Consider the following 26647-nt stretch of genomic DNA (forward strand, 5'->3'; position numbering starts at 1 on the left):
AAATGTCAAATAAAGCAAAATACTATTGGCCTGTAGATGCGAATACAAAAGAAGTTTTAGCTAAGAGACAAGCACAGTTTCGAGGGGGGATCTTCCACATTCCGAAAAATGCTTTGTTGGTTGAACCATTGCATGCGAAAGACGGACTTGCTGTTATCGCTTCTTTTGATGAGGTTGGCAACACAATTGGCTCAGAATATATAGAAGACTATCGTGGTTCAACTATTTATGATGAATCAAATTGTACCAAATCAGAAGTGGTTTCAAAGTTAGGCCCGATCAAGGAAGGTTTTACCCAGGATAAGCCGTTAACAGAGTACGATGAACGATTTAACTCAAAATGGGTAACCAACCTGCAGGCTCAATACGATGCCGAGCTAATCCGGGTAGACTCCATTCGCAAGCAACAATACAATCAGCATGTCGATCCTAAAATCAGTGAAGCTCAGATAAAACACCTTCAGGGTAATGCGACAGAAGCTGCAGAACTCGAACAACTAGCCCTCTCAGAGCGAGAACGAATCCAGCAAGAAAACCCCTGGCCTGTACCGCCAACCGCATAACCAAACAATCAAATCACCCTATAACCCAGCCATTGCGCTGGGTTTTCTTTTTGGAGCAATCTATGGCAGATAAAACCGCTAAGCCAATAAGCAAACAGCAGGATTACCCAATCCTCAAGCCCTTCCGCCTAAACGGGAAATGGCACCACCCGAAAGACAAAACAATTTCCCTGCTGCCTTCACAGGCCAACTTCCTGCTGCTTAACGGCAAGCTGGGCAAGCCTGGCAGTGCAGCTGTTAAACAAACTGAAACCAAAGAGGTAAGCAAATAATGGCAGCAGCAACGCTTTCTCCTATTCAGGATTTTGAACTCAATGGTGCAGAGGTTATCACCATCGAGCCAATGCCAAGTATGGGGCCACTGGCCGCTCAGGTGGTGCATTTAACCGGCACCGCACCTGACAAGAACCTGGCACTGGAATACAACGAGCCAACGCGCTTGTTTGATTACTCCCAGGCAATGCTGATGCTCGATAGCACAGGTGATCGCTTGGGTACACTTCCGAACCTTGTCCGCTATCTTCTGGAGTACGTTCAGTGCGTGCTCTATGTAACCGTGGTTGAAGAAGGCTTAACCCCGGAAGAAACTGAAACCAATGTGATTGGTGGTGTGGATGCAACAACAGGTGGATTAACCGGGCTTCAGACCATTAAGGCCTGCCCGGAAACACCAACCGTTGTAGCCGCTCCTGGCTTTAACAGCAAAACGGTAGGTCAGACGCTTTCTCTGATTTCCCGTGATATCCGCTGTCGTCCTGTTCTGGATGGTCCGAATACCAATGATATGGCTGCAGCTGAGTTTGCCGCCGAATTTGGTGCAGAAGGAACGGGCGAGGATAAGCTTTGCATTATTGACCCTTGGTTTATCCAGAAGTACGACGGGGCAGAGGTGCTGATGCCTGCTTCTATTGCTCTGGTTGCGGCTATGGCAGCAATTGAGGGTTATGAGAGCCCGCAGAATCAGGGGGTGATCTGTCTGGAGACGGCCAGAAACGTGGCCTATAAGATCAACGATAAAACCACTCAGGCTAACTTCCTTAACAAACATGGTGTGGTGACCATTGCCCGTACCCGTATGGGCGGTTATTCGATTATCGGTAACCGTACTAATACCGGACGGTTTATTGCTCATGTTGGTCTGGAAGATCTGCTTGCCCGTAAGCTGGAAGAAACCAGTCAGCCGTATATGGGTGAGCTGTTGACCGAAGATTTTATGAATCAGGTGGTAGATCGCCTGAACAACTGGGGACAGAGCCTGGTGGCTGATGGTGTAGTGCCGGTCTTCAAAGCCTATCTGCATCCGAGCAAGAATAACCTGGAGAGCTATAACTCCGGTCGCTGGTTCCTGTGTGTGGATTATGGCCGTTACTCGCCTAACGAACATATGGTGTATGAAATGAGTGTAGATAACGGGCTGATTGAAGCCTGGTTAGAGGGGGCAGTTAATGGCTAATCGTGTTCGCAGACGTTTATGGGCGTTGATGGAAGGCATGCCGATCATGAACGAGATTATGGAGATTACTCCACCGGAGATCACCTTTAAAACGGTGGCATCTGAAGGCTCGTTTGTGGAAACAGAGCATGCTGTTGGTGTGAATAAACTAAGCTGGTCGATTAAGGTACGCGGTGAGCATGCCAAACTGGCGGCGGTATTCGGTAAGTTTATGATGAAGAAGGGCCAGTTTAACTTCTACGAGAAGGGCGCTTCTACTGATGGCATCCCTTACTATAAAGAGCACTCCTGCTTTTCAACCATCACCAGTATGAAAGAAGACCCGATGAAAATGGGCGAAATGCCCAGCTGCACTATTGAGGGTGTTTGTACGGGTTATAAACTCACGGATTCGGGCATTACGATCCACGATATCAATGTGGATACAGGCCAGTGCGTAGTGTTTGGTGCGAACCTGATGCAGGAGGTGAATATTACCTGACGGGATTTAACCTGAGCGATATTTTTCGCTCAGGTTAACTAACCAAAAATATATTTTTTAATTTGCTCTTTTACGGTGCAATTCAAATAACTGCTCTATCATTGCTATTATTTATATTTATTAAAATAACCTATTAATAACTAAGTATTTATATGCTGATGAGTTTATCTTATTGTATCGTGTTTTGTATAAAATCAGGCTATATCACCCATGATTATTTCCTATCAATAGATTGAATGCGCTGGGAACGCCGAAAGCAAAATAATCGGCTTGAAAAAGTTTGTTCGAGGGTTAATTATATTTGCAGCCAGAAAGATAGGCTTTTTTGGTTGGTACTGTGTACGGAGTTGGCCCTCCGTACACAGTGGTGATATTTAATCCAGAAGTAAGGAAAAATTATCGTGGATATCTTAGTATCAGATAACTCAAACATCAATTCAAAAGAACATTCGTCACTTATGGATGCTATTGAGAGTGCACAGATGGTGTTAAACAGCATTGAATCAGCTCTGTGCCTTGTTTTAGAGCAACTTGAGAGCGGGACATTTGCCTATGGCACCATTGAAGGAGCAATAATTCTCGCTGACTACGAGCGGAAGAATCTTAAAGATTCGACACAGCCTAAATAGTTAACCGTCTTTTTTAATACCAAGCCTCCCAACCCGGGGGGCTTTTTTTATGGATGCCATATTATGAAACAAACAAGCCTGCTACGTTTTTATTCCAGTGATGCGCAAAAGAGTCAGGAACTGGATGCGGAAATCAAATCGCTGAGACAGGAACTAAAGCAGATCACCAATGAAACCCCGGAATCTGAAATCGCTAACCTGCAGAAACAGATCGATACCCTGCAGGCCGAAGCCGATGAGCTGAAAACAGTGAAGCTGAAAACCATCAGTGTTGCTCAGTTTAAAGCTCTGCCGTTTATCAAGCTGGACCAAACGACCGATGCACAGGAGTTCGCACAGCGTGAAGCTCTGATTTTTGCCTGCTCTGATATCTCGGAAGAGAAGTTTGCCACCTTATCAGCTCCGGACTTTATCCAGCTGTATGAAGATATCCGCGATCTTATCCTGAAACCCAGTGATGAAATCGACCGCGAAAAACTGGGCGGTAATGATTTTGAGTTTGATCTGCTGCATCCCTTTACCAATGAGGTACAGGAGAAGGTCAGTCATATTAAGTTTAAGGTACCGGGTGTTATCCATTCCCGCGAGCTGGCGAACATCGATGACCCGGAAGAACGGGAAGATTTTATGTTCCGTGTGGTGACGAATCTGCAGAAAGAAGATTTTAACTACCTCTCTATTAACGATTACCTCGCGCTAAAACCGCAGGTGGGCGCTTTTTTTCAACAATCGGCGGGATACTTTCGCCAGTAGATGTTGAGTCTTTAATCGACCTTATACCTATGCACCGAAATACCTCGGAATCTGAACTGCTTTTGTGGCCTCAGGACGCTGCGGTGCGCCGGTATGAAATGATCCTCGATAAACTGGGAGTGAAACGTGGCTGAAAAAATTAGTTTTATTTTGGATGCAACGGTTAAAGGGGCAAAGGATATTGTCTCGACCACTACGGCCACTGAGCGTTTAACTCAGGCAATAACCGACCAGCGTAATGAGATTGCTTCGGTTAACAGTCAGCTAAAGAAGGCTGAGGGTTATCAGTCTGCAGTGAAACGTATGGCAAAACTGCAGCAGCAGGCGAAAAGTTCAGAGGCCAGTATTGCACGTTTGGGGCAGGAGCTGGATGATCAGAAAGCTCACACCAATCAGTTACGGGTTTCTTACAGCAAGGCGCAGGCTGAGCTGAAAGGGCTGAATAATCAGCTCAAGAAAACCTCCGGTGATGGTGCCGAGCGGTTAAAGCTGCAGATCAAGGATACTGAGCTGCGAATGAGTTCTCTGAATACTGAGATTCATGAGAGCAAGGTTAAAACCACTGATCTGAATAAGGCGTTTAAATCTGCCACTGCCCGCAGTGCGAAGCTGACGCAGCAGCAGGATAAGCAGCGGGATAAGCTGAAGAAGCTGGGTACCGAGCTTAAAGAGTCCGGCATTAATACTAAGCGTATGGCTGATGAGCAACGGCGGTTAGAGCAGAGGTCTGAGAAAGCTACAGCGGCTATTGCTAAGCAGAATGCTCATTTGAAGCAGATGCAGGTGATTCAGGGGAGGATTGATCAGCGGAAGGCTAAGCTTGGGGAGATTGGGGGGAAGGCTACTTCTTTGGCGGTGGCTGCTGCTCCGATAGCAGGAAGTATTTGGAGTGCTGTAAAAAATGAAGCCTCTTTTGCCGGGGTAAAGAAAGTTTTTAATGGCACACCAGAAGAAGCTAATAACCTCCGCGAATGGTCGTTAAAAGTAGCAGCTTCCAAAGAAGGTGGAGGCTTGAATTCAAATGATATAAACGCTCTTCTCCAGGCGGGCGCACAAAGCGGAATTCAGGGTGAAAAAGAGCTAAAAGACTTTGTATTAGACTCGGCCAAGATGGGTGTTGCATTTGATATGGATGCAGAGAAGGCTGGGGAAACTTTGGCTGTGTGGAAAGCTTCGCTTGGCTTAGATCATGCTGAAGCAATGAACTTAGCTGGTTTGGCTAACTACCTATCGAATAACTCTAATGCAAAAGCAAAAGATGTTGCTGGAGTTATGGCTCGTCAGGGGGCTTCAGCCAAAATGGCAGGCTTCTCGGTCAATGAAGCTACAGCATTATCAGCAACTATGTTGTCTGCTGGTCTTGGTGAAGAACGAAGTGCAACCGCCTTGAAAAACATCTCAGGTCGCTTAACGTTAGGTGCTGCTGCCTCTGGTTCCCAACAGCAGGCGCTTGCAGCTATTGGCTTTGATTCTGTCGAACTTGCTGCCTCTATGCAGGAAGATGCTTCAGGAACTTTTTTACAGGTTCTTGAGGCAATCAAAGATGCTCCTCTGGAAGAGCAGAGTGCTTTGATGTCGCAGATATTCGGTGAAGAGTCTAAAGGAGCAGTTGCTGCATTGGCTGGAAATATGGGCTATTTCCAGAAAATGCTCAAACTAGCAAACCAAGAACAAGATGTTCACTTAAAAAGTCTTCAGGATGAATTTAATGCTGTATTAGCTACTTCAGGGGTTGGTATCAGCATCTTTATGAACAAGTTGAACCGACTAAGTATTGTTGTAGGTAAAGCTCTGTTGCCTGTATTGGATGCTGTCTTAGTTCCGTTAGGTTGGATGGTAGATCGCCTTGCTGATCTCGCAGAAGCTAATGAAACGGTAACAACAGTAATTGGGACAGGTATAACAGCTTTAATTGGTTTTAAGGCCGCAATGCTTGGTATTAAGGCATTGAGGCTTTTCTCTGGAAATCTGCTCGATAAAGGCCGTCTTTTCCGAAAGGGGCTTAACCGTGAAACGGAAGAAAGCGGCAAAGCAGCCCAGTTCGCAGCCAGACAATTTAGCCGGCTAAGTGATGTTCTTCGTGATACTAGCCGTGGTGGTCGCGGCGGCAGAGGTGGGGGCATGGGTGGTTCTACCCGTTCTAATCGCTCTACTCGATCGCGTCGCTCCCGTTCCCGCAAGCCATTAGGCCGTGTGCTTAATTTCGCTTCCTCTGCATTTACTCATAACCGTGGTGCTTTGCCATTGTCGCTAGGCGGCGGTGCGCTGGCATTAACCCCCGCTGTAGCCATGGCTCAGGACGCTATCGATGTGACCGGGGATATTGCGGAAGGTGCAGGTAAGGCCGGACTTTCTAGAATCCTCAGGCCGTTATCTATGGCGATTTCTGCAGGCAATATTGCTACTGCAATTTCTCAGGGTGATACCAAAGGAGCGATTACTGAAGGAGGTGGCCTGCTCGGTGGTATGGGCGGTGCCAGCCTTGGTGCTGCACTGGGTACTATACTGATGCCTGGCATTGGTACTGTTGCGGGTGGTATTGTCGGCTCTCTGGTTGGTGATATTGGTGGTGAGCTTCTCGGTGGCTGGTTTGGCGATAAGCTGATGGATCCGCCGGATAAGTTAATGGCTTCGACCGAGGTTAAAGACAAATTGGTTGAAAAGGAACGAAAAGAGGCAATTGCCCGTTCTATGCCACCTATTCAGATCGCGCAAACAGTTAATGCCGCTCCCGGTATGGACGAGCAGCAGTTGGCAAATCTGGTTTCCCGTCAGATGGCAGACCTGTTAGATCAACAGTTCAATAACATCCCTGGCCTTTCTATTAGTGATTCTCTCTCCGTTTCTTATATCGATAGGGGTTAATACGTTATGCACCATTTGGTTATTGGTGAGTTTGTGTTTTCGGTGGGGGATAAAACCCCCGTCAGTAAGATAGAACGCACTACAGAGGGGCCGTTTACAGAGGTCTCTCTTATCTATGATGCCTGCTCTGAGCGTGCAGGCCTCCCACTTGAAAAGCTCGATATTACGGCGGTTTGGCTAAGGGATTCCGCGACCGCTTCAGTTGAAAAGCTTCGTTCCATGATCACTTCCTCGCAGCAGGTGAGTGACGGTCAGGGCAATAACCTTGGCCGCTGGACGATTCAGAGTATCCGTGAGGGTAAAACCTCAATTGTCCACAATGGCCGGGCCATGAAAACGGACGTTTCTATTCAGTTACTGGAGGACAGGAATGCGGGTAAACGCCAGAAAGGGTGAGTTGGTCACCGATTTATTATTTAAGTACACCGGGCAGGATGACGATCAGACGGAAGCGGCATTCTATGAACTGAATACTCATGTTCGTGCTGCCATTTTCCCCGAAGATTGCTCGGTTTTAATTCCTGAGGTGCCTGTGGGCAGTCAGTCGCAAGATGTTACAAGGAGCTGGAGCTGATGATTAAGTTAGTTGGTAAGAATGCTGAAATGATCCATGAAAATCTGAAGTCATGGCAGTTAACAGACGGGAACGGCACGGAGGGCGATAGCCTGGTGCTTGCCCTGAGTTCGGAAGGGATTAATGACCTGCCGGATAAAGGTGAGAAATATGAGGTGTATCTGAATGATGTTTTTCGGGATGATTTTCAGATTAGTAAACGAAAAGCGACTTTAACACCCCGTGAAGTTCGCCTGGTGTTGTCGGTGGCGAAATTTAATGTAACAGACAGCTCCGGTTTCCGTGAGCCTAAATCGGCCAGTTGGGATAATGCATCTCTGTACCAGATTGTCTCAGACTGTGTAACCGAACACGGCTATTCAGTTTTTATCCACCCTCGATTAGAAAAAATTAAAATTGAGCATATCGATCGCACGGATGAGAGCACGGGACCATTTTTAAAACGTCTGGCTAAGATGTATGACTCAGTGGCAAAGCCGGTTAATGGTGTCTATGTATTAGCCCCGAAAGGTGAAAGTAAGAGCGCGTCAGGAAAACCGATTGAAACTATTACGTTGTCACTTTCTGAGAACGAGCAAGAGCGTAAGTTAATCAGCGTGGACATCGAACTGGATGGCCGGAATACGTTCAATGGGGTTCGCGCTCATTATGTGTCTTCCGATGACGGTACCAGGCATGAAGTAAGCGTAGGAACCAGCTCATTTAAGAAGATTCGGAAAGACTGCAATAGTAAATCTGAAGCCGAGCAGGTAGCGGCAGCTGAGCTTCGAAAACTTTCCCGTGAAGGGCGTAAGTTGTCGATCTCTGCCCCGGCCAATGCAAGGGCATTTTGTGAAGGAATTGTGGTGCTTGATGCTTCATTCCCAGCTCCATTTGCAGGAAGCAGTTCTATTGATTCATTAGTATTCAACGGGCGAGGCCGTCAGCCTGCGTCTATGAGTATTCAGGCTACATTGTTGGGGGATTAGATGGTGAGGTTTAACGATAATGTGCATTTCGCCCGTACCGTTCGCTGCAAGATTTCAGATGCTCAAATCAGGAAGTATGCTAAAGATCCGCGGGTGGCTCAGTTAAAGGATGAGCGCCGTTCTTTGTATTTGCGATTTAACGCTGGAAGAACAGGTGGTACCTGGTGGCTGATGTTGTACCGGGACGGAAAGCAGTTTCAGCATAGAATCGGGCGGTACCCGACAACTAAGGCCAAAGATATTGAGGAGTTGGTTAGTGCGGCAACGGTAAGTATAGAGCTTGATAATGTAGTGAACTTCCAACGGTTTGAGACTGTAGATCAGTTGCTTGATTGGCATGTTTCTCGCCAGTTTAAATTGGGCAATTCTTCTAAGGAGCGCCTGGCGAATATTAAGAGTATGGCCGAGCGTCATTTGATGGGGGTTTTCCATGGAGAGCCTGTTATGTCAATGGACGCTAGCGTGGTGGATGAGGAGTTAATTCAACCTATGTTCGAGGCGGGTTATTCACTGAGTTATGTGAAGGCGATGTTTAACCTGCTTAAGGCAGCTTATGCGACTGCCAGAGAACTGAAGCACCTAACGATTAATCCATTGGCCGAAGTTAAGTTTAAGCAGTTCTTTCCGGATAACTTCTCTATCACCAAAGCTCAGGTTCGTGAGTGCCGGTTACCTGCAGATCAGATCCCTGAGGTGTTGGAACAGATAGAGAAGGTTGATGCCCCAGTGCGTGTTCTTGTCATGATGCTGCTGGGTCATGGATCTCGGATAGGTGAAACCAGAAAGGCAAAGTGGAGTGATATCAGTTTTACGCTAAAGCGCTGGACCATCCCCAAAGGTGATACCAAAAGCCGTGTTGAGATGGTTTATCCACTTTCTGAATCTATGGCTGAGTTGCTGCAATCATACAAAGAGTGGCAAAAGGAGCTAGGCTATAAAGGCGATTATCTGTTTCCGGTTAGCCTGAGACAAAATGTACCAATCTACAGCCAGATCGCTAATCAATGGGTAAAATCTGTCTCAACCACTTGGCGTGGCCATGACCTGAGAAAGAGAGCTCGCTCGGTCTGGAATGACTTAGGGATCGATTACATTGTCGGTGAGTCGCTATTAAACCACGCAAAAGGCGGTCTGGATCTTGTGTACATCCATTCCCACATGGAACTGCAGAAGAAAGAAGCTATTTCAACCTATCATCAGTGGCTAAAAAACTGCTGGCGAACCTGTTTCACACCTGTCTCAATTGATCATCAGATCATTAACGAAGCCATTTAGATCAAGTGATCCAATCAATTCTGTTTTAAATCTAAGAGGATGATATTCGTATGTCATTTTTATGCCCAAACGAGCCAATAAACGAGGCTCTTATAACCGCCGCGCGTAATTCCCCTCACCAGGTGGTTTATGTAAAGCCAACCAAAACACAACTGAAAATCCTGAATCAAATCCGGCAGGGCGAAAGCGTAACAGCCTCACTAATAGCAGAACGCTGCGATCTGTCCGTGAGTTTCGCCAGCACGTTATTAAAGGGACTATATGAAAAGCGCTTCCTCCAACGAATGGGAGGAGCACATCAAACAGGGGGAATGGAGTTTAGTTACTTGTTGGGTGAATAGATTTGTGTACAATTATTTCAACATTTTTAGTTAACATGGAAACTGCGGTATGAATGTTGAACACAGAAACACTTTAGTCTTAGAGGTATCTAAGGTATTAATTACGTTGAATACTGGCCTGCTTGGGCTTCTTTTAGCCGGAGCTAAAACTCTTTCAGGTGACAACGTAGATTTTTCATCTCTGTCTATTCCTGCAATATGGCTCATTGCTTCAATTGTTTTTGCTCTGCTAGCTATCTTAGGTCTAATAGATCGAACGGAAGAAGTTACACCTAAATTCAAATTGGCAACAGACAAGTGGATGATTGTTTTCTCATGGGGGGCGTTCATTATAGCTCTTGCATGGGGTAGCTTAGCAGTACTGTAATTCGAACTGCAAGGCGCTTCCTCCAAAGAACTGAAGAAGCGCTTTAGACAGGATGGGAGTTCAGCAACTGGATAGTGCTTTAGTCGAACTTGCTTTTGTTTTTCTCGATTGCACTGTCAAGCTCCTCATGAGTTAGAACTCTCTTACCTAATTGCTCTTTGGCCTTATCTCCAATGTCTTTTAGGGTCTCACGGTTTTCTTTAGTCTGTCTTAGTTCCTTGTTACGCAGTCTATTGTTGAGTTCATGATCTTCACGGAAGTTCACATGCTTTTTGTCTTTCATCTTGCTTATTCCCTTTCAGCACTAACTATGAATAAGACTAGGAAATTATAATCAAGTCGCTACAAAGAAGAACTTCATATTGATGCATATCAAACAAATAACTCGATTAGGTTCTTCTAGAGCCTGTTTGTAAGCAAACGAGGGCAACCCTCGGGAAATAAAAATTTTTTGGCCTCTTAGGGCACCACCACCAAGAAAATCGATACGGGAATTATTTGTTGGTTATAAGTGAGAGCGTGACGCGTAACGCAATTGATACTAACGTAGGTATGGAATAATAAAGTAACCTCTGTCTATTGATGATTTTGTTATATAAATCATCCCATTAGAAACTCAGCGTATTGGTGGTTCTTGCACTTTAAGCGTATAGTGTGACTGTTCGGTCGCATTCAACATCAGTATCTCAACTGCGATATTCAGAGTGAATTCAATTAGGAAATCATATGTCAATTTCAAAAGAGCTTTTTCGCTACTCAAATGAGTTAGACGAATTTACCAGCCTGGATGCTCCAGAAGTAAAAAAAATAAAAGACGTTGCACAAGAGGTTGGTCAGTCTTGGTCAGGTTCTTGGTTGGGCTACCACTCCCGAGTTTATTACAATAATTTTCAAGTACCACCTCCAGGAGCTGCGTTTAGCGGAGAGTGGGGACTAAAAGATATATTCTCTTCGTCTTTAGGTAGTAGAGGGGATTGGTGTGAATATGACTTTAATGCTGTTGTCGACTATATCTTAGCAAAGGCCGGAAAGCCCAAGACAGAAAAATACTTCGTTCTGTCAGAAGAAGCATCTGAGAAGTTTGATGACATAAAATCTTCTGTTTTATCACTGGTTCACTCAAATTTTTCATTAGATGATGATAAATTTTTAGCTGGCTTAGTTGAAAAGATTGAGGAGCAGAAAATCTTTACTGAAGCAGAATACATCCAATATCTGAGACCTTCAGGACAGATTATTTCAAGAGATATGATTGCCATTGAAAAAGGTTGTGTGACCCCTCCTCACATAGCTGTAGAGGCGAAGTACTTTGCTATGGGTCAGCCATTTATTTCTTGCAAAGATCTACAAAGCAGTATCAACAAGCTAGCTAGTCATATTCAAAATTTGGAAAAACAAACTGTGAAAGAAGAAAGAATAGGAACAAACATTTTTATTGGGCATGGTCGGTCGTATGCGTGGAGAGATCTTAAGGATTTTGTTAATGAACGACTAAACCTACCATGGGACGAGTTTAATAGGGTTCCAATTGCCGGGGTAACGAATATTACAAGGCTAGCACAAATGCTTGATCAGGCCTGTATAGCATTTCTAGTGATGACTGCAGAAGATGAACAGGCAGATGGGGATATGCATGCAAGAATGAATGTTATTCATGAAGTTGGGCTTTTCCAAGGGAGGCTTGGCTTTGAGCGTGCAATAGTTCTTTTAGAAGAAGGATGTCAGGAGTTCAGCAACATTCAAGGGTTGGGACAAATTCGATTTCCCAAAGGTAATATTTCGGCGATATTTGAAGATATAAGATTAGTGCTTGAACGAGAAGGTATAATTGATTAACCCGTAGAAGTAAGCCTCTGTTATGAGGTGGTGGCGATAAAGGCCGTTCTAGGGAATCAGGGTGTGACGCGTAACGCTTTAATATGTAGCAACAAAATTAGTGTTTTTTTGTGATGAATGAATTAGAATTCTTTCCTCGGTCATTTGAAGCTACATCTGTATTTGTACCTAAGAATGTACCAAATTCAAAAACTACTAATTTCGCTAGTTGTAACTAGCTGATTTAAAAAGTTATTTTATTTATCAAGTGTTGCTTCGTGTGCAACACCACTGTAAAGGATTAAACATGCCTGTAATTACTCTTCCTGACGGTAGTCAACGTCAATTCGATAACCCTGTTTCAACTCTGCAAGTTGCTGAATCTATCGGCCCTGGCCTGATGAAAGCGACCATTGCTGGCCGTGTTGATGGTGTTCGTGTTGATGCTTGTGATCTGATTGAAAATGATGCAAGCCTTGAGATCATTACAACTAAAGATGAAGTTGATGGTCTTGAAATTGTTCGTCACTCATGTGCTCACCTTCTTGGTCATGCTATTAAGCAGCTGTTCCCAGAAACTAAAATGGCGATTGGTCCAACCATCGACAACGGTTTCTACTACGATATCGATCTTGACCGCTCTCTGACCCAAGAAGACCTTGATGCGCTTGAAAAGCGTATGAAAGAGCTGGCGAAAACCAAGTATCAGGTTATCAAGAAAACGGTAAGCTGGCAGGAAGCGCGCGATACTTTCGAAGCTCGCGGCGAAACTTATAAGATGGAAATTCTGGACGAAAACGTATCTAAAGACGACCGTCCGGGTCTTTACCATCATGAAGAATATGTAGATATGTGTCGTGGTCCGCACGTACCGCACATGGGCTTTTGTCAGCACTTTACTCTGCTGAACGTTGCTGGTGCATACTGGCGTGGCGACAGCGACAACAAGATGCTTCAGCGTATCTACGGTACGGCTTTCCATGATAAGAAAGCTCTGAAAGCGCACCTGACTCGCCTTGAAGAGGCGGCGAAGCGTGACCACCGTAAACTGGGTAAGCAGCTTGACCTGTTCCACTGGCAGCAAGAAGCTCCGGGCATGGTATTCTGGCACAACGATGGCTGGACTATCTATAAAGAGCTGGAAAACTTCATGCGTAAGCAGCTACATAAATACGAATATGAAGAGGTACGTACTCCTCTGATTATGGACCGTGTTATGTGGGAACGCTCTGGTCACTGGGACAAGTACTCTGAGATGATTTTTGCGACAGAGTCTGAGAAGCGTACTTATGCAGTTAAGCCAATGAACTGTCCGGGTCACCTGCAGATCTTTAAGCAAGGTCTGAAATCATACCGTGATCTGCCATACCGTATGGCTGAGTTTGGTCTGGTTCACCGTAATGAACCATCGGGCTCTCTGCACGGCCTGATGCGCGTACGTTCATTTACTCAGGATGATGCTCACGTATTCTGTACTGAAGAGCAAATCCTTGATGAAGTGGGTAGCTGCATCGAGATGGTGTATGACACCTACAAGACTTTTGGCTTTGATGAGATTGAAGTTAAGCTTTCTACTCGTCCTGAGCAGCGTATCGGTTCTGATGAGCTGTGGGACAAGGCAGAGGAATCTCTGGCTGAAGCACTTAAAGTTAATGGTCTGAAGTATGAAGTACAGCCGGGTGAGGGTGCGTTCTACGGTCCTAAGATCGAGTTCACTCTGCATGACTGTCTGGATCGCGCATGGCAATGTGGCACAATTCAGCTGGACTTCTCTATGCCTCAGGCAGATCGCCTTGATGTGACTTACATTGATGAAAACAACGAACGTAAAGTTCCTGTAATGATTCACCGTGCTATTCTTGGCTCACTTGAGCGTTTCATCGGTATTCTTATCGAAGAATACGCAGGTTTCTTCCCGACATGGCTGGCTCCTGAGCAGGCTGTAATTATGAATATTACGGACAAACAGGCTGATTATGTTCAGGAAGTTACAAATAAATTGCAAAAAAATGGATTTAGAGTCAAAGCGGACTTGAGAAATGAGAAGATTGGCTTTAAAATCCGCGAACATACTTTGAAGCGTGTACCGTATATGCTTGTTTGTGGTGACCAGGAAATGGAAGCTGGCGAAATTGCAGTACGTACCCGTAAGGGCAAAGACCTCGGTAAATTTAAAGTTGAAGACTTCATTGCACGTCTTCAGGACGAGGTATTTAGCCGTACTCTTAATCTGGAGGAATAAACTATTAAAGGCGGAAGACGTGGCCAACAACCGGCCAAACAAAACCAGCACCGTTTAAACGGTGAAATTCGTGGCGTTCGTGAAGTTCGTTTAACAGGCGCAGATGGTGAATCAGTAGGTATCGTTAAAATCGCTGAAGCACTGGCTGCAGCTGAAGAAGCTGGTATGGATCTTGTAGAGATCAGCCCTAACGCCGAGCCACCAGTTTGTCGTGTGATGGACTATGGCAAGTTCCTCTTCGAGAAGAGCAAAGCTGCTAAAGAGCAGAAGAAGAAGCAAAAGCAGATCCAGATTAAGGAAGTAAAATTCCGTCCTGGAACTGATATCGGAGACTATCAGGTAAAACTACGCAACCTGACGCGTTTCCTTGAAGAAGGCAACAAAGTGAAGGTAACAATTCGCTTCCGTGGCCGAGAAATGGCACACCAGGACATCGGTGTCGACGTTCTAAACCGTCTGAAAGAAGATACAGTAGAATTTGCTGTTGTTGAATCTTTCCCGACGCGTATTGAAGGTCGCCAGATGATTATGGTGCTAGCCCCTAAGAAGAAGTAATTAACGGCTTTGCAAGTAATACAGCCTGGCTGCTGTTAAGGCGGCCAGGTTTTATTCGCCCTAATTACTGTGTTTAATTAACAAACTACAATGCGGAGTTATTCATCATGCCTAAGATGAAAACCAACAAAGGTGCTGCTAAGCGTTTTAAGAAAACTGGCGGCGGTATCAAATACAAGCACGCGACTAAGCGTCACATCCTGACCAAGCGTACTACTAAGAACAAGCGTCAGCTTCGTCCAAATGCAATCCTTCCTAAGTGTGAAGTGGCTGCAGTTGTTCGCATGATGCCATACGCATAATTCTTTTTAGTTTATTTAATAGTTTAGTTAGGAGAGACAAATATGCCTCGCGTAAAACGTGGTGTTCAGGCTCGCGCTGCACACAAAAAAGTTCTAAAGCAAGCTAAAGGTTACTACGGTGCACGTTCTCGTGTTTATCGTGTAGCTTTCCAGGCAGTTACAAAAGCTGGTCAATACGCATACCGTGACCGTCGCACTAAGAAGCGTCAGTTCCGTCAGCTATGGATCGCTCGTATCAACGCTGCTTCTCGTCAGAATGGTCTATCTTACAGCCGTTTCATCAACGGTCTTAAGAAAGCTTCTATCGAGATCGATCGTAAGATCCTTGCTGATATCGCTGTATTCGACAAAGCTGCATTCGCAGTACTAGTTGAAAAAGCGAAAGCTGCTCTTTAATTAGAAGCGGTTTACAGGCTTTTAGAAAGGAGACCTTCGGGTCTCCTTTTTGCGTTTTAAAAGAATTTTCTTTGTCGGAAATAAATTGTTGTTTTATTGAGCAAGAATATGAATTTAACGTAGATTCAATTTGGCTTTGACGCTTGGTTTTATTACTATGTACAGCTATTCGAAAAAGAACTTCTGGGCGTGTTGATCTTTCCAACTGGGAGTACCTGAGCATACTCGGGTATACACATTTGGAAAGACCAAAACGCCCTTATTATGGACACTACCGAAGAAAGGTAGACGAGGAAATAATGCAACATCTACAAGAGATCATTGCTAACGCAACATCAGCGATTGAAAGTGCTGATTCGTTAGTTGCACTTGATGAAGTGCGCGTTCAGTTTCTGGGTAAAAAAGGTGAGCTGACGGCTCAGCTTCAGAGCCTGGGTAAACTACCACCAGAAGAGCGTCGCAGTGCTGGTCAGGAGATCAACAAAGCGAAAGGTGCCGTTCAGCAGGCGATTGCTGCACGTAAAGAAGCACTTCAGCGTGCAGAAATGGAAGCAAAACTGGCAGCAGAAACCATCGATGTCACTCTGCCTGGCCGCCGTATTGAAAATGGTGGACTGCATCCGGTAACTCGCACTATTGAACGTATTGAAAGCTTTTTTGGTGAGCTTGGCTTTAGCGTTGAGTCAGGTCCAGAAATTGAAGATGATTTCCACAACTTTGATGCTCTGAACATTGCAGAAGACCATCCGGCTCGTACTGACCACGATACCTTCTTCTTCAATCCTAAGCTGATGCTGCGTACTCACACATCCGGTGTGCAGATCCGTACCATGGAAAACGGTAAGCCTCCTTTCCGCTTTATTGCGCCGGGTCGTGTATACCGTAACGACTATGACCAGACTCATACCCCAATGTTCCATCAGGTGGAAGGTCTGCTTGTGGATGAGAATGTGAACTTTGCTCAGCTTAAAGGCATTCTTAACGACTTCCTGTGCAACTTCTTTGAAGAAGATCTGGAAGTACGTTTCCGTCCATCTTACTTCCCGTTCACTGAGCCTTCAGCAGAAGTTGACGTTAAAGGTAAGAACGGCAAATGGCTTGAAGTACTTGGCTGCGGTATGGTTCACCCGAACGTACTTCGCAGTGTAGGTATTGACCCTGAGAAATACTCTGGTTTCGCATTCGGTATGGGTGTTGAACGTCTGACAATGCTTCGTTATGGCGTAAACGACCTTCGTGCTTTCTTCGAAAACGATCTTCGTTTCCTAAAACAGTTCAAGTAATTCAGGGGTAATCAGAAAATGAAATTCAGCGAATCATGGCTTCGTGAGTGGGTTAACCCTGCAGTTACCACTGACGAATTAACACATCAGATCACTATGGCTGGCCTTGAGGTAGACGACGTTCTTCCTGTTGCTGGCGAATTTACCGGCGTAAAAGTGGGTCAGGTTGTTGAATGTGGTCAACACCCGGATGCTGACAAGCTGCGCGTAACTAAAGTGGATGTTGGCGAAGAAGAGCTTCTGGACATCGTTTGTGGTGCGCCAAACTGTCGTCAGGGTCTGAAAGTTGCGGTTGCAACGGTTGGCGCTGTACTTCCGGGCGATTTTAAAATCAAAAAAGCAAAACTTCGCGGTCAGCCTTCACACGGCATGCTTTGTTCATTCACTGAACTGGGCATTGACGTAGAGTCTGACGGTATTATGGAACTGCCTGAAAGCGCGGTTATCGGTACAGACTTCCGTGAGTTCCTGGACCTGAACGACGTAACAGTTGACGTTGACCTGACTTCAAACCGCGCTGACTGCTTCAGTATTCGTGGTCTTGCTCGCGAAGTTGGTGTTCTGAACCGTGCGGACGTAACTGAGCCGGCATTTGAAACGGTAGCACCAAGCATTGATGACACTGTTTCTATCGATATCAAAGCGTTTGATGCATGTCCGCGTTACCTTGGCCGTGTGGTTAAGAACGTTAACGTAAAAGCAGAAACACCAATCTGGATGCAGGAAAAACTGCGTCGCTGTGGTATCCGTTCTATCGACCCGGTAGTTGATATCACTAACTATGTTCTGCTTGAGCAGGGCCAGCCAATGCACGCATTCGATCTGAATCAGATTGAAGGTGGTATTGTTGTTCGTCTGGCAGAGCAAGGCGAAAAGCTGACGCTTCTTGATGGTAACGAAGCTGAGCTTAGCAGCGATACGCTAATCATCTGTGACCACAATAAGCCGCTTGCTATCGGTGGTGTATTTGGTGGTGAAGGTTCAGGTGTAACGACTGAAACTAAAGATGTGCTTCTTGAGTGTGCTTTCTTTGCACCTGATGCTATCCGTGGTCGCGCACGTAGCTATGGCCTGCACACTGACGCTTCTATGCGTTACGAGCGTGGTGTGGATTACGCACTTCAGCCTGCGGCAATGGAGCGCGCAACTCAGCTGCTTATCGACATTTGTGGTGGTGAAGCTGGTCCTGTTATTAATGCAGACTCTGAAGCTCACCTGCCTAAGCCAAACACGGTTTCTCTGCGTCGCGTTAAGCTGGATAACCTGCTTGGCCATCACATCGCATCAAGCGATGTAGTTGAGATCCTTGAGCGTCTTGGTATGGCTGTTGAAACAACAGAAGAAGGCTGGAATGCAGTTGCTCCGACATGGCGTTTTGACATCGCTATCGAGCAGGATCTGATTGAAGAGATCGGCCGTATCTACGGTTATGACAACATTCCTAACCAGGCTCCGCTAGCTTCTCTGGATATGAACCTGCACAAAGAAGCGGATATGCCGCTTAAGCGTGTTCGTGATCTTCTGGTTGACCGTGGATACCACGAAGCGATTACTTACAGCTTTGTAGAGCCTGAGCAGCAGAAGCTGGTTGTTCCTGATGTTGAGCCACTTGTACTGCCTTTCCCTATTTCTGCGGAAATGTCAGCAATGCGTCTTGGTCTGATCCAGGGTCTTCTGAATACGGTTGTTCACAACCAGAAGCGTCAGCAGCCACGTGTTCGTCTGTTCGAGCAAGGCCTTCGCTTTATCCCTGACCAGGCAGCAGAAAACGGTATGCGCCAGGAGCCTATGCTGGCTGGTGTTATTGCCGGTACACGCAGCGAAGAGCACTGGGACATTGAAACAAACACAGTGGACTTCTTTGACCTGAAAGGTGACCTTGAAGCGATTCTTGAGCTGACTGCAAACGAAAAAGCATACAGCTTTAAAGCGGTTAAGCATCCTGCACTTCACCCTGGTCAGTCAGCTGCAATTGTTGTTGACGGCAAGGAAGTGGGCGTTATCGGTACGGTTCACCCTGAGCTTGAGCGTAAGTTTGGTCTGAACGGCCGCACTATCGTTTTTGAAATTGAGTGGAACGCAATTAACGGTCGCGTTATCCCAGAAGCAGTAGCGGTTTCTAAGTTCCCGTCAAACCGTCGTGATATCGCACTGGTTGTGGACGAAGCTGTTGCCTCTGGTGACGTTGTAGAAGCGTGCCTGAAAGCCGGCGGTGAATTCCTGACAGATGCTAAGCTATTTGACGTATACGTAGGTAAGGGCGTAGAGGAAGGCAAGAAGAGCCTTGCTATCGCACTGATGCTACAGTCTGTTGAGCGTACGCTGGAAGATGCGGATATTGCAGGCTCTGTAGAAGCGATCGTTGCCGCTGTGGCTGAGCAGTTTGGTGCTACGCTGAGGGATTAAAGGCCCTGGGTTTATAGGCCCTGGGCCCTGGGAAAGTTGCGCACAATACCTCTTTCCCAGGGCCTTTAGGACGAAGTCCGTCCCCAGGGCCTAGGGCCCAAAAAGCAAAAACAAAAAGGGCTCACAATCGTGAGCCCTTTCTATTATCAGCTAGTTTAAGAACGATTACTTAAACATCTCAGAAGTAACCAGTACTACACCATTCGGAGATACTGTGTACTTCTCAGCATCTGCTTTCGGATCTTCACCGATTACAGTGCCTTCAGGGATTTGACAACCTTCACCAACGATTACTTTAGTCAGACGACAGTGGCGGCCAACTTCAGCGTTTGGAAGAAGGATAGAGTCTTTCACTTCTGCGTAGCTGTGTAGACGAACATTCTGAGAAACCAGAGAGCGCTCTACAGCACAACCAGAAACGATTACACCTGCAGACAGTACTGAGTCAACAGCGTAGCCACGACGACCTTCATCGTTAAACACAAACTTAGCACCAGGGCGTTGAGACTGGTTTGTGATGATTGGCCAGTCGAAAGAGTAGAGGTCCAGCTCTGGGTCTGGAGATAGCAGATCCATAGTTGCCACATAGTACTCATCCAGGTTACCAACATCGCGCCAGTACGCAGTTGCACCAGGGTGACCGCCGCCGTTAGCAAACTTGTAGCCGAAGACTTTGTGACGACCTAGCAGGCCAGGAATGATGTTGTGACCGAAGTCATGGTTGTAATCCGGGTCATTCAGAGCGTTAACCAGCTCTTCTTCAAGAAGGTCAGCGTTAAAGATGTAGATACCCATTGATACAAGCGCTTTAGTCTCGTCTTCCGGGTCTGCTGGTGGGTTTGCTGGCTTCTCTACGAATGTTTTGATTTCGCCTGTTTCGTCAAGACCCATAACACCAAATTCAGAAGCTTCTTCGATTGGTTTATGGATACATGCAACGGTTACAGCTGCATCGTTCTCAACATGGAAGTTAAGCATACGTGAGTAGTCCATCTTGTAGATGTGGTCACCACCAAGAATAATCACGTACTTAGAGTTTTGTTTTTTGATTAGGTCAAGGTTCTGATAAACCGCATCGGCTGTACCACGGTACCAGTCTTCACCTGTTCTTTGCTGTGCCGGAACGATACGAACGCCTTCACCCATAGCAGGAGACAGTACCTGCCATCCGTCCTGAAGGTGGTCGATAAGATCCTGCGCCATATATTGTGTTAGAACGCCTACCTTACGTATACCTGAGTTAATACAGTTTGATAATGTGAAATCAATGATTCGAAACTTACCGCCAAATGAAACAGCTGGCTTCGCATTGTTGCTTGTCAATTGTTTTAATCGTGTTCCTTTGCCTCCCGCCAAAATCAGTGCGCTCGTTTCACGAACGAGTCTATTGGTATCAGCATGCGAATAATTGTTACTTGACATAAATCTAAAGCCTTTTAATAAAACAAATAATTAATGTCTGGCGCTTGAAGGGGATAGGGGGCCTTGCGCCAGTGCCTTAACAGTACTATGTTTTGGCGTTAGACTTTGTTGCGCTAGGTCACTCTTCTCGATAAAGAAATATTAATTTCATGAAGATATTTAACTTATGGTACAAAGTGTGATGCCTGTCACAACATGATTGTAACTTCTTATTAAAGTTGTCAACAAATGGTGGTGCTGAAAAAGTGCTCAAATAATTGAGAAATTGAATGCATGATCATGAAATGATTAAATAAAACTAAAAAACTGATTAGACAGCCTAAATTCAGAATAATATTCCATTCATTGTGTGAATGCAGTTAGATATCATGTAATTAGCAATGTAATTACAATATTGTCAGTATCCTAATCTGAGAAAATCATCAAATAAAGCTCTGGTTCTCATTATTTAGTCTAATATTTTCTGAAAAAAATTGGCGAAAATCATGAGGTTGGCATAAACTTCCTATGAATAAGCCGATAAGCACTTGTTAATATCGGCTCAGCAATACCGATGGCGCTACGCGTAGTAGCAATGATTAACACAGCTTTGAGGGAAGTTTTTATGGCGCTCACAAAAGCCGATTTGGCTGAGAACCTATTCGAAAAACTTGGATTTAGTAAAAGGGATGCCAAGGAAACGGTTGAGGTGTTCTTCGAGGAAGTTCGAAAGGCTCTGGAAAGTGGCGAACAGGTAAAACTGTCAGGGTTTGGTAATTTTGATCTGAGAGACAAAAGTGAACGACCAGGTCGAAACCCAAAAACTGGTGAAGACATTCCAATTACCGCTCGACGCGTTGTGACATTCCGTCCGGGGCAGAAGTTGAAGGCCCGGGTCGAGAACATCAAAATCGAAAAGTAAGCAGCCTGTTCAAACAGACCACGCCCTAAAGCGTGGTCTTCGTTTATCCTGAGATCCTTAGTCGTAAGAGATCTTGATTTTTGATGCCGCTTCTACGGCAACATCAATGGCCCTTTCTGTGTTCTTGCGCCTGGTCAGAACAACACCAAGACGTCTTTTCCCATCGATATCCGGCTTGCCAAACAGGCGTAGCTGGGTTTTTGCTGTTGCCAAAACCTCATCCAGCGCATCAAAGCGGATATTTTCTGAAGTGCCTTCTCCCAGAATGACAGCCGATGCTGACGGGCCATAGTTTACGATCCTGTTAACCGGAAGGCCGGTAAATGCACGCACATGCAGGGCAAACTCAGAAAGTTCCTGGGACATCATAGTGACCATGCCGGTATCGTGCGGGCGAGGGGAAACCTCGTTAAAGATGACTTTATCACCCTTAATAAACAGTTCTACGCCAAATAGCCCATAGCCACCCAGAGCATTAACCACCTGCTCAGATACATACTCAGCAACTTTAAGTGCGTTTTCAGACATTTCCTGAGGTTGCCATGATTCGCGGTAGTCGCCGTCTTCCTGGCGGTGGCCGATAGGCTGGCAGAAGTGAACGCCATCTACAGCACGAACCGTAAGCAGGCTGATTTCATAATCAAAATCAACAAAGCCTTCAACGATGACGCGACCGGCACCAGTTCTGCCGCCTTCCTGAGCATAGTTCCATGCCGTTTCAATATCACCTTCAGACTTAATAACGCTCTGGCCTTTGCCGGAAGAGCTCATTACTGGTTTAACAACACAAGGCGTGCCGATTTCAGCCACGGCTTTCTGAAAATCTTCAAAGTTGTCAGCAAAGCGGTAAGGAGAAGTTTCAATAGAGAGCTCTTCTGCTGCCAGACGCCGGATCCCTTCACGGTTCATGGTGAGTTTGGTCGCTTTTGCACTTGGTACAACATTTACGCCTTTCTCTTCCAGTTCGATCAGGGTATCGGTAGCAATGGCCTCAATTTCAGGGACAATGTAATCAGGTTTTTCTGTCTCAACGATTTTTTTCAGTGCTCCACCGTCGAGCATATCAATAACATAGCTTTTATGAGCGACCTGCATAGCCGGAGCATTTTCATACTTGTCACAGGCGATAACTTCCAGACCAAGGCGCTGACATTCAATAGCAACCTCTTTACCAAGCTCGCCTGAACCAAGCAGCAATACTCGAGTTGCATTCTTACGGGTAGCCGTCCCAAACATTATTGATTTCCTTTGTTTGCGGTTAGTTTTAGCGGATCATACTTATATTTACTGGTTGCGCAATCGTTTGCCGATAAAAAGTGTTAAATAAAAAAAGCCCCCGGACCGTTTCCAGGCCGGGGGCTTTCAAGGGGGCATTTGAAATTATAAGGAAATATAACTTACCTGAATATCAGGGTTAATGGTTTCCAGTACCGCCTGAGTGTAAGCCAGATGGCTGATCATGCCATCAGACATTTCAGCAAGGGCAGCTTGTCTGATTTGATCAAAAGTTTTACCTGCCATCAAAATTTGCATAAACGCAACCTGAAGCGGAGGCAGGCTTGGGTTAAATGCGGCGTTTTCAGCATAAGCACCCTGATAAACAGAGCCGTCCGTCATTTCCAGTGAGATGCCACTGTTGTTTTTTGTATACGGAGAGTGGCTTTTGTTCAGTGCGTCGATGGCTTTTACCAGTAAAGGGTCGCTTTCCGGGGATACATGGCCTAGTGAGCTACCATCCATCAGCCTTGCTTCCACACCAAGGTCTTTCGGCCCGAAGGACTCTGGCAGATAATCCTGAAGAGTGCGGGCATCCCGCTTGGGAAGCTGAATCATCATTTCATCAGCGGTGGTTAGCTCATTCATAAACTGACGGCAGTGACCACACGGGCTGTAGTTGATGGTGATGTCTTTGACGCCTTTCTCGCCTTTCATCCAGGCGTGGCTGATGGCGCACTGCTCAGCATGAACGGTTTGTCCCAGTTGAGCACCTTCAAACTCCATATTGGCACCAAAATAAAGGCGGCCAGAGAGTCCGCGAACGATAGCGCCAACGTTAAAATCTGAAATCGGTGTGTAGGCGTAAGCAGCTGCCAGTGGCAGAAGTGCTACGCGCAGTTCGTCATCTTTTAGCCCCGATAACCGGATAAGATCTGAGAACTGCTCAGGAGAAATGGTTGCATCAAAATCGTCTGATTTAATTGCCGTGGTCAAATATTGCTCGATATCTGACGGCATCTGGCTAAGTGCCTTTTTCATTCTTTCGTTCATCAAAGATTCCTTCGGTTATCTACGAGGCTTATTTTAGAACAAAATAGCTGTGTTACTGTGATGATGATCACCATGTGGAATGTAATGCCATTTCATGTTTCATTAATTGAGTGATGTCACGCTTTTGGGGCTAAACCGGCCTCAAACTGATTAGTCAGTCGGGTTTTACACTGATTTAGGTAATTAGTATCAGTTCCAGTAATAATTGCTGGGATTGGTATTATTACTGGAACTGAACGGGATTAATGAATAAGTGCGTCGAGCCACTCTACGAAGCAGTAGAAGCTTGGAGCGAGGAATGAGGTGATAACTCCGCATAAAACCAGAGCCAGTGAGCTAAACGCGGCGTCCCGGGGATCTTTTTCAGCGCAGGTCGCTGTGCCCAAAGCGTGGGAAACGGTTCCCATGGTAAGCCCCTTTGCAATGGGATGAGTGATGCCAAGCCAGTTGTAGATGGGGTACGCCATAACCGCACCAAATACACCAACAATAAGCACCATAATTGCGGCTATGGCTGGCTCGCCGCCAAGGTGACTGGACACTTCCATCGCAATGGGTGTTGTAACGGATTTGCCAAGAATAGCGGCGATAAGCTGCATATCCGTATCCAGCAGAACGGCGATAACCGAGGCAGTAAGCATAGAAAGCAGGCTGCCGACACCACAGGCAAGAAAGATGATTTTCCAGTTTGAGCGAATCTCTTTTAGCTGCTGATACAGAGGAAATGCCAGTGCAACCACCGCAGGCTGGAGCAGGTAGGTCAGCCACTGGTTTTTTTCATTGTATTCCTGATAGGAAACACCGGTGAAAAGCAATAGAGGAATGATAATACTGATGCTGATCAGCAGCGGGTTCGCTAACGGATGATTAACCTTTTTGCTGACAAAGCGGGCAAAAAGAAAAACGATAAAGGTTACCAGCAGCCAGATCATTTTTTACCTGCCAATATTCTTTCCAGCATTAAGGCTACCAGTATGATGACCAGTGTTGTTCCGCCAATGGTACTGGCCAGGATCTGCACTGCATTTGCGCTAAGCAGCTCTAAGTGCTGCATAAGCCCGACACTGATCGGGATAAACAGAATGATCATATAGCGGATAAACAGCGCGGCCGTGGGTTTGACCCACTCGGGGGAAACAATTCCGGTTGCCATTAGGGTAAAGAGCAGCAGCATGCCAATAATGCTGCCGGGAATGCCCAACCCGAAATAGTGCTGAACAGTGTTCCCTGCATAAAGTGAGCAGACAATCAGTAGTGCCGAACCGACGTATTTTATTGTTTTTATAACCATTTTAAGAAACTAGGTTTTCTACATATTTATAAACAGATTTCAGGATAGCCATTTTCTTTTCATCTGATTCATGCTCATGAGCCAGGTTTTCAAGATTAAGCATATAGTCGGGAAGCTTTTGCTCGAAGTAATCACGGCAATGCGCGGCCCACTTAATTTGCTCATCCTGAGTCAGTGTATGCGGGAAGTTTCGCGCTCTGTAGCGAAACAGTAAAGGGGCAATCCGGTCATCTTCAAAGGAGATATCCAGTGCCGCAAGGTGCTCAGGATTGGTCTGGCGGATAATGTCGATAGAGGCTTTATCTGCATTTGAGAAAAATCCGGAGTACAGCTGGGTATCGACATTATCGCCTGCTGGGTACTCTCTCTCTTCTGAGTAGAGAGAAATGAGTTTTTCCCGGATCTCTGGGTGCTGTTTGAGCGTGGCCAGATTCGCAAGACACTGCTCACGGTTAATACCGATATTTTCGGCATTCTCTGCGGTAAGTGTTTTTGCCGGTGCCAGGATCGGGCATTTGTTCATATGGACCAGTTTAACCGGTACCGGAGATTCATCCGGAGCCAGATCATCCCGTTTTGTGTATAGACGCTCTTTTAGCTGCTCACTATCCAGTTTAATAAGCGGAGTTACATCCATTGCCAGATTTACCGTGATTGCGGCATTAGGATTCTTAGGGTGCCAGGCGACAGGAACAATCCAGCTGGTATTTGAACACTCCCGGCCAAACATGCCGGAAACATGAACCAGCGGAGTCATATTGACGATATCGATAAGATCTGTAACTTTACGTTTACCACGCATGCTGTACAGATAATCAAATAACTTAGGCTGTGCCGCTTTCAGCTTTTTAGCCAGTTCAATGGTTGCAATCACATCTGCCATTGCATCGTGCGCATTTGCGTGTTCAATGCCGTTGGCAACCGAAAGGCGCTCAAGCTTAAAGCTTGGCAAACCTTCTTCATCTTCAGGCCAGACAATTCCTTCCGGGCGCAGCGCATAACAGGTACGCATCACATCCAGCAGGTCCCAGCGAGAGTTACCGTTTTGCCAGCTCCATGCATAAGGGTCATAGAAATTCCTGTACAGGGTATAGCGGCTGACTTCATCATCAAAACGGATGCTGTTATAACCAAGACTTGTGGTATTTGGCGTTGAAAGCTCCTCATGGATACGACGGATAAACTCAGGCTCAGGAAGGCCCTGTGAGGCCGCTTTTTGAGGTGTGATGCCGGTAATAAGCGCAGCCTCAGGGGAGGGCAGGTAATCGGCTGGCGGCTGACAGTAAATCACCAGCGGCTCACCAATAATATTAAAATTCATGTCGGTACGAACACCGGCAAACTGGCTTGGCCTGTCGGTTGCGGGATTTGTCCCCCAAGTTTCGTAATCAAAGAAGAAAAACGTGGGCTGGTGTTCATGCTGCATCTGTCTATTTACCTGATATATCTGCTTTTGCTGTGTATTAGACCACTGAGCCCATACAATGGCAATCTTGA

28 protein-coding genes are annotated in these 26647 nt (G+C 46.0%); 21 read left to right on the forward strand and 7 right to left on the reverse strand.

Features of this window, described 5'->3' with window-relative positions; genetic code table 11:
- Positions 1–2 precede the first annotated feature (2 nt).
- From L3Q72_RS06725 to L3Q72_RS06785, 13 genes are all read left to right on the forward strand, one after another.
- Entirely contained in the window at positions 3–563 is a 561-nt protein-coding gene (locus L3Q72_RS06725) for a hypothetical protein (protein ID WP_275131882.1), read from the forward strand.
- Between the two features lie 62 nt (positions 564–625).
- Positions 626–835, forward strand: a complete 210-nt coding sequence (locus tag L3Q72_RS06730; RefSeq protein ID WP_275131883.1) for a hypothetical protein — start codon at positions 626–628, stop codon at positions 833–835.
- Complete coding sequence (locus L3Q72_RS06735; RefSeq protein WP_275131884.1) at positions 835–2016, forward strand: phage tail protein; 1182 nt, start codon at positions 835–837, stop codon at positions 2014–2016. The genes L3Q72_RS06730 and L3Q72_RS06735 overlap by 1 nt, the downstream gene beginning before the upstream one ends.
- Entirely contained in the window at positions 2009–2497 is a 489-nt protein-coding gene (locus tag L3Q72_RS06740; RefSeq protein WP_275131885.1) for a phage major tail tube protein, read from the forward strand. The genes L3Q72_RS06735 and L3Q72_RS06740 overlap by 8 nt, the downstream gene beginning before the upstream one ends.
- A gap of 401 nt (positions 2498–2898) precedes the next feature.
- Positions 2899–3126 (forward strand): hypothetical protein, encoded by a 228-nt coding sequence (locus L3Q72_RS06745; RefSeq protein WP_275131886.1) that lies wholly within the window; start codon positions 2899–2901, stop codon positions 3124–3126.
- Positions 3127–3189: 63 nt separating this feature from the next.
- The gene (locus L3Q72_RS06750; RefSeq protein WP_275131887.1) at positions 3190–3879 is read left to right on the forward strand and encodes a phage tail assembly protein; all 690 of its coding nucleotides are present in this window, start codon (positions 3190–3192) and stop codon (positions 3877–3879) included.
- A 126-nt stretch (positions 3880–4005) separates the two neighbouring features.
- On the forward strand, positions 4006–6744 hold the full coding sequence (locus tag L3Q72_RS06755) for a phage tail tape measure protein (RefSeq protein ID WP_275131888.1): 2739 nt from the start codon (positions 4006–4008) through the stop codon (positions 6742–6744).
- A 6-nt stretch (positions 6745–6750) separates the two neighbouring features.
- Positions 6751–7140 (forward strand): phage tail protein, encoded by a 390-nt coding sequence (locus tag L3Q72_RS06760; RefSeq protein ID WP_275131889.1) that lies wholly within the window; start codon positions 6751–6753, stop codon positions 7138–7140.
- Positions 7115–7318 carry a hypothetical protein gene (locus L3Q72_RS06765; protein WP_275131890.1) on the forward strand — a complete coding sequence of 68 codons (204 nt, stop codon included), beginning with the start codon at positions 7115–7117 and terminating at the stop codon, positions 7316–7318. The genes L3Q72_RS06760 and L3Q72_RS06765 overlap by 26 nt, the downstream gene beginning before the upstream one ends.
- Positions 7318–8286: a hypothetical protein gene (locus L3Q72_RS06770; protein ID WP_275131891.1), complete on the forward strand. Its 969-nt coding sequence runs from the start codon at positions 7318–7320 to the stop codon at positions 8284–8286. The genes L3Q72_RS06765 and L3Q72_RS06770 overlap by 1 nt, the downstream gene beginning before the upstream one ends.
- A complete protein-coding gene (locus tag L3Q72_RS06775) occupies positions 8287–9561 on the forward strand; it encodes a site-specific integrase (protein WP_275131892.1) in 1275 nt (424 codons plus the stop codon). It begins immediately after the preceding gene.
- A 50-nt stretch (positions 9562–9611) separates the two neighbouring features.
- A complete protein-coding gene (locus L3Q72_RS06780) occupies positions 9612–9902 on the forward strand; it encodes a helix-turn-helix domain-containing protein (protein ID WP_275131893.1) in 291 nt (96 codons plus the stop codon).
- A gap of 49 nt (positions 9903–9951) precedes the next feature.
- Entirely contained in the window at positions 9952–10269 is a 318-nt protein-coding gene (locus L3Q72_RS06785; RefSeq protein WP_275131894.1) for a hypothetical protein, read from the forward strand.
- 79 nt (positions 10270–10348) lie between these two features.
- Here L3Q72_RS06785 and L3Q72_RS06790 read toward each other — a convergent pair whose 3' ends face one another.
- Positions 10349–10552 (reverse strand): hypothetical protein, encoded by a 204-nt coding sequence (locus L3Q72_RS06790; protein ID WP_275131895.1) that lies wholly within the window; start codon positions 10550–10552, stop codon positions 10349–10351.
- A gap of 443 nt (positions 10553–10995) precedes the next feature.
- On the opposite strand from L3Q72_RS06790, the gene L3Q72_RS06795 reads away from it, so the two are divergent.
- The 7 genes from L3Q72_RS06795 to pheT all read left to right on the forward strand — a co-directional run bounded on the left by L3Q72_RS06795 (position 10996) and on the right by pheT (position 19268).
- Positions 10996–12105: a TIR domain-containing protein gene (locus L3Q72_RS06795; RefSeq protein ID WP_275131896.1), complete on the forward strand. Its 1110-nt coding sequence runs from the start codon at positions 10996–10998 to the stop codon at positions 12103–12105.
- A gap of 286 nt (positions 12106–12391) precedes the next feature.
- Positions 12392–14326 carry a threonine--tRNA ligase gene (thrS, locus tag L3Q72_RS06800; protein WP_275131897.1) on the forward strand — a complete coding sequence of 645 codons (1935 nt, stop codon included), beginning with the start codon at positions 12392–12394 and terminating at the stop codon, positions 14324–14326.
- Between the two features lie 3 nt (positions 14327–14329).
- The gene (infC, locus tag L3Q72_RS06805; protein WP_275132081.1) at positions 14330–14881 is read left to right on the forward strand and encodes a translation initiation factor IF-3; all 552 of its coding nucleotides are present in this window, start codon (positions 14330–14332) and stop codon (positions 14879–14881) included.
- Between the two features lie 107 nt (positions 14882–14988).
- A complete protein-coding gene (gene rpmI, locus L3Q72_RS06810) occupies positions 14989–15183 on the forward strand; it encodes a 50S ribosomal protein L35 (RefSeq protein WP_275131898.1) in 195 nt (64 codons plus the stop codon).
- 42 nt (positions 15184–15225) lie between these two features.
- Positions 15226–15579 (forward strand): 50S ribosomal protein L20, encoded by a 354-nt coding sequence (gene rplT, locus L3Q72_RS06815; RefSeq protein WP_275131899.1) that lies wholly within the window; start codon positions 15226–15228, stop codon positions 15577–15579.
- Between the two features lie 299 nt (positions 15580–15878).
- On the forward strand, positions 15879–16862 hold the full coding sequence (pheS, locus tag L3Q72_RS06820; RefSeq protein ID WP_275131900.1) for a phenylalanine--tRNA ligase subunit alpha: 984 nt from the start codon (positions 15879–15881) through the stop codon (positions 16860–16862).
- Positions 16863–16880: 18 nt separating this feature from the next.
- Positions 16881–19268: a phenylalanine--tRNA ligase subunit beta gene (pheT, locus tag L3Q72_RS06825; protein WP_275131901.1), complete on the forward strand. Its 2388-nt coding sequence runs from the start codon at positions 16881–16883 to the stop codon at positions 19266–19268.
- A 165-nt stretch (positions 19269–19433) separates the two neighbouring features.
- Here pheT and glgC read toward each other — a convergent pair whose 3' ends face one another.
- On the reverse strand, positions 19434–20690 hold the full coding sequence (gene glgC, locus L3Q72_RS06830) for a glucose-1-phosphate adenylyltransferase (protein WP_275131902.1): 1257 nt from the start codon (positions 20688–20690) through the stop codon (positions 19434–19436).
- Between the two features lie 604 nt (positions 20691–21294).
- Between glgC and ihfA the strand changes: the two genes are divergently transcribed.
- Positions 21295–21591 carry an integration host factor subunit alpha gene (gene ihfA / locus L3Q72_RS06835; RefSeq protein WP_275131903.1) on the forward strand — a complete coding sequence of 99 codons (297 nt, stop codon included), beginning with the start codon at positions 21295–21297 and terminating at the stop codon, positions 21589–21591.
- A 57-nt stretch (positions 21592–21648) separates the two neighbouring features.
- Here ihfA and purT read toward each other — a convergent pair whose 3' ends face one another.
- From purT to sbcB, 5 genes are all read right to left on the reverse strand, one after another.
- Positions 21649–22827: a formate-dependent phosphoribosylglycinamide formyltransferase gene (gene purT / locus L3Q72_RS06840; protein ID WP_275131904.1), complete on the reverse strand. Its 1179-nt coding sequence runs from the start codon at positions 22825–22827 to the stop codon at positions 21649–21651.
- A 144-nt stretch (positions 22828–22971) separates the two neighbouring features.
- Entirely contained in the window at positions 22972–23859 is an 888-nt protein-coding gene (gene cdd / locus L3Q72_RS06845) for a cytidine deaminase (RefSeq protein WP_275131905.1), read from the reverse strand.
- Between the two features lie 242 nt (positions 23860–24101).
- On the reverse strand, positions 24102–24791 hold the full coding sequence (locus L3Q72_RS06850) for an LrgB family protein (protein WP_275131906.1): 690 nt from the start codon (positions 24789–24791) through the stop codon (positions 24102–24104).
- On the reverse strand, positions 24788–25150 hold the full coding sequence (locus tag L3Q72_RS06855) for a CidA/LrgA family protein (RefSeq protein ID WP_275131907.1): 363 nt from the start codon (positions 25148–25150) through the stop codon (positions 24788–24790). Before L3Q72_RS06855 ends, L3Q72_RS06850 begins: the two co-directional genes overlap by 4 nt.
- A gap of 1 nt (position 25151) precedes the next feature.
- Positions 25152–26576: an exodeoxyribonuclease I gene (sbcB, locus tag L3Q72_RS06860; protein WP_275132082.1), complete on the reverse strand. Its 1425-nt coding sequence runs from the start codon at positions 26574–26576 to the stop codon at positions 25152–25154.
- Positions 26577–26647 lie beyond the last annotated feature (71 nt).

The sequence above is a fragment of the Vibrio sp. JC009 genome, assembly GCF_029016485.1.
Lineage (GTDB): Bacteria > Pseudomonadota > Gammaproteobacteria > Enterobacterales > Vibrionaceae > Vibrio.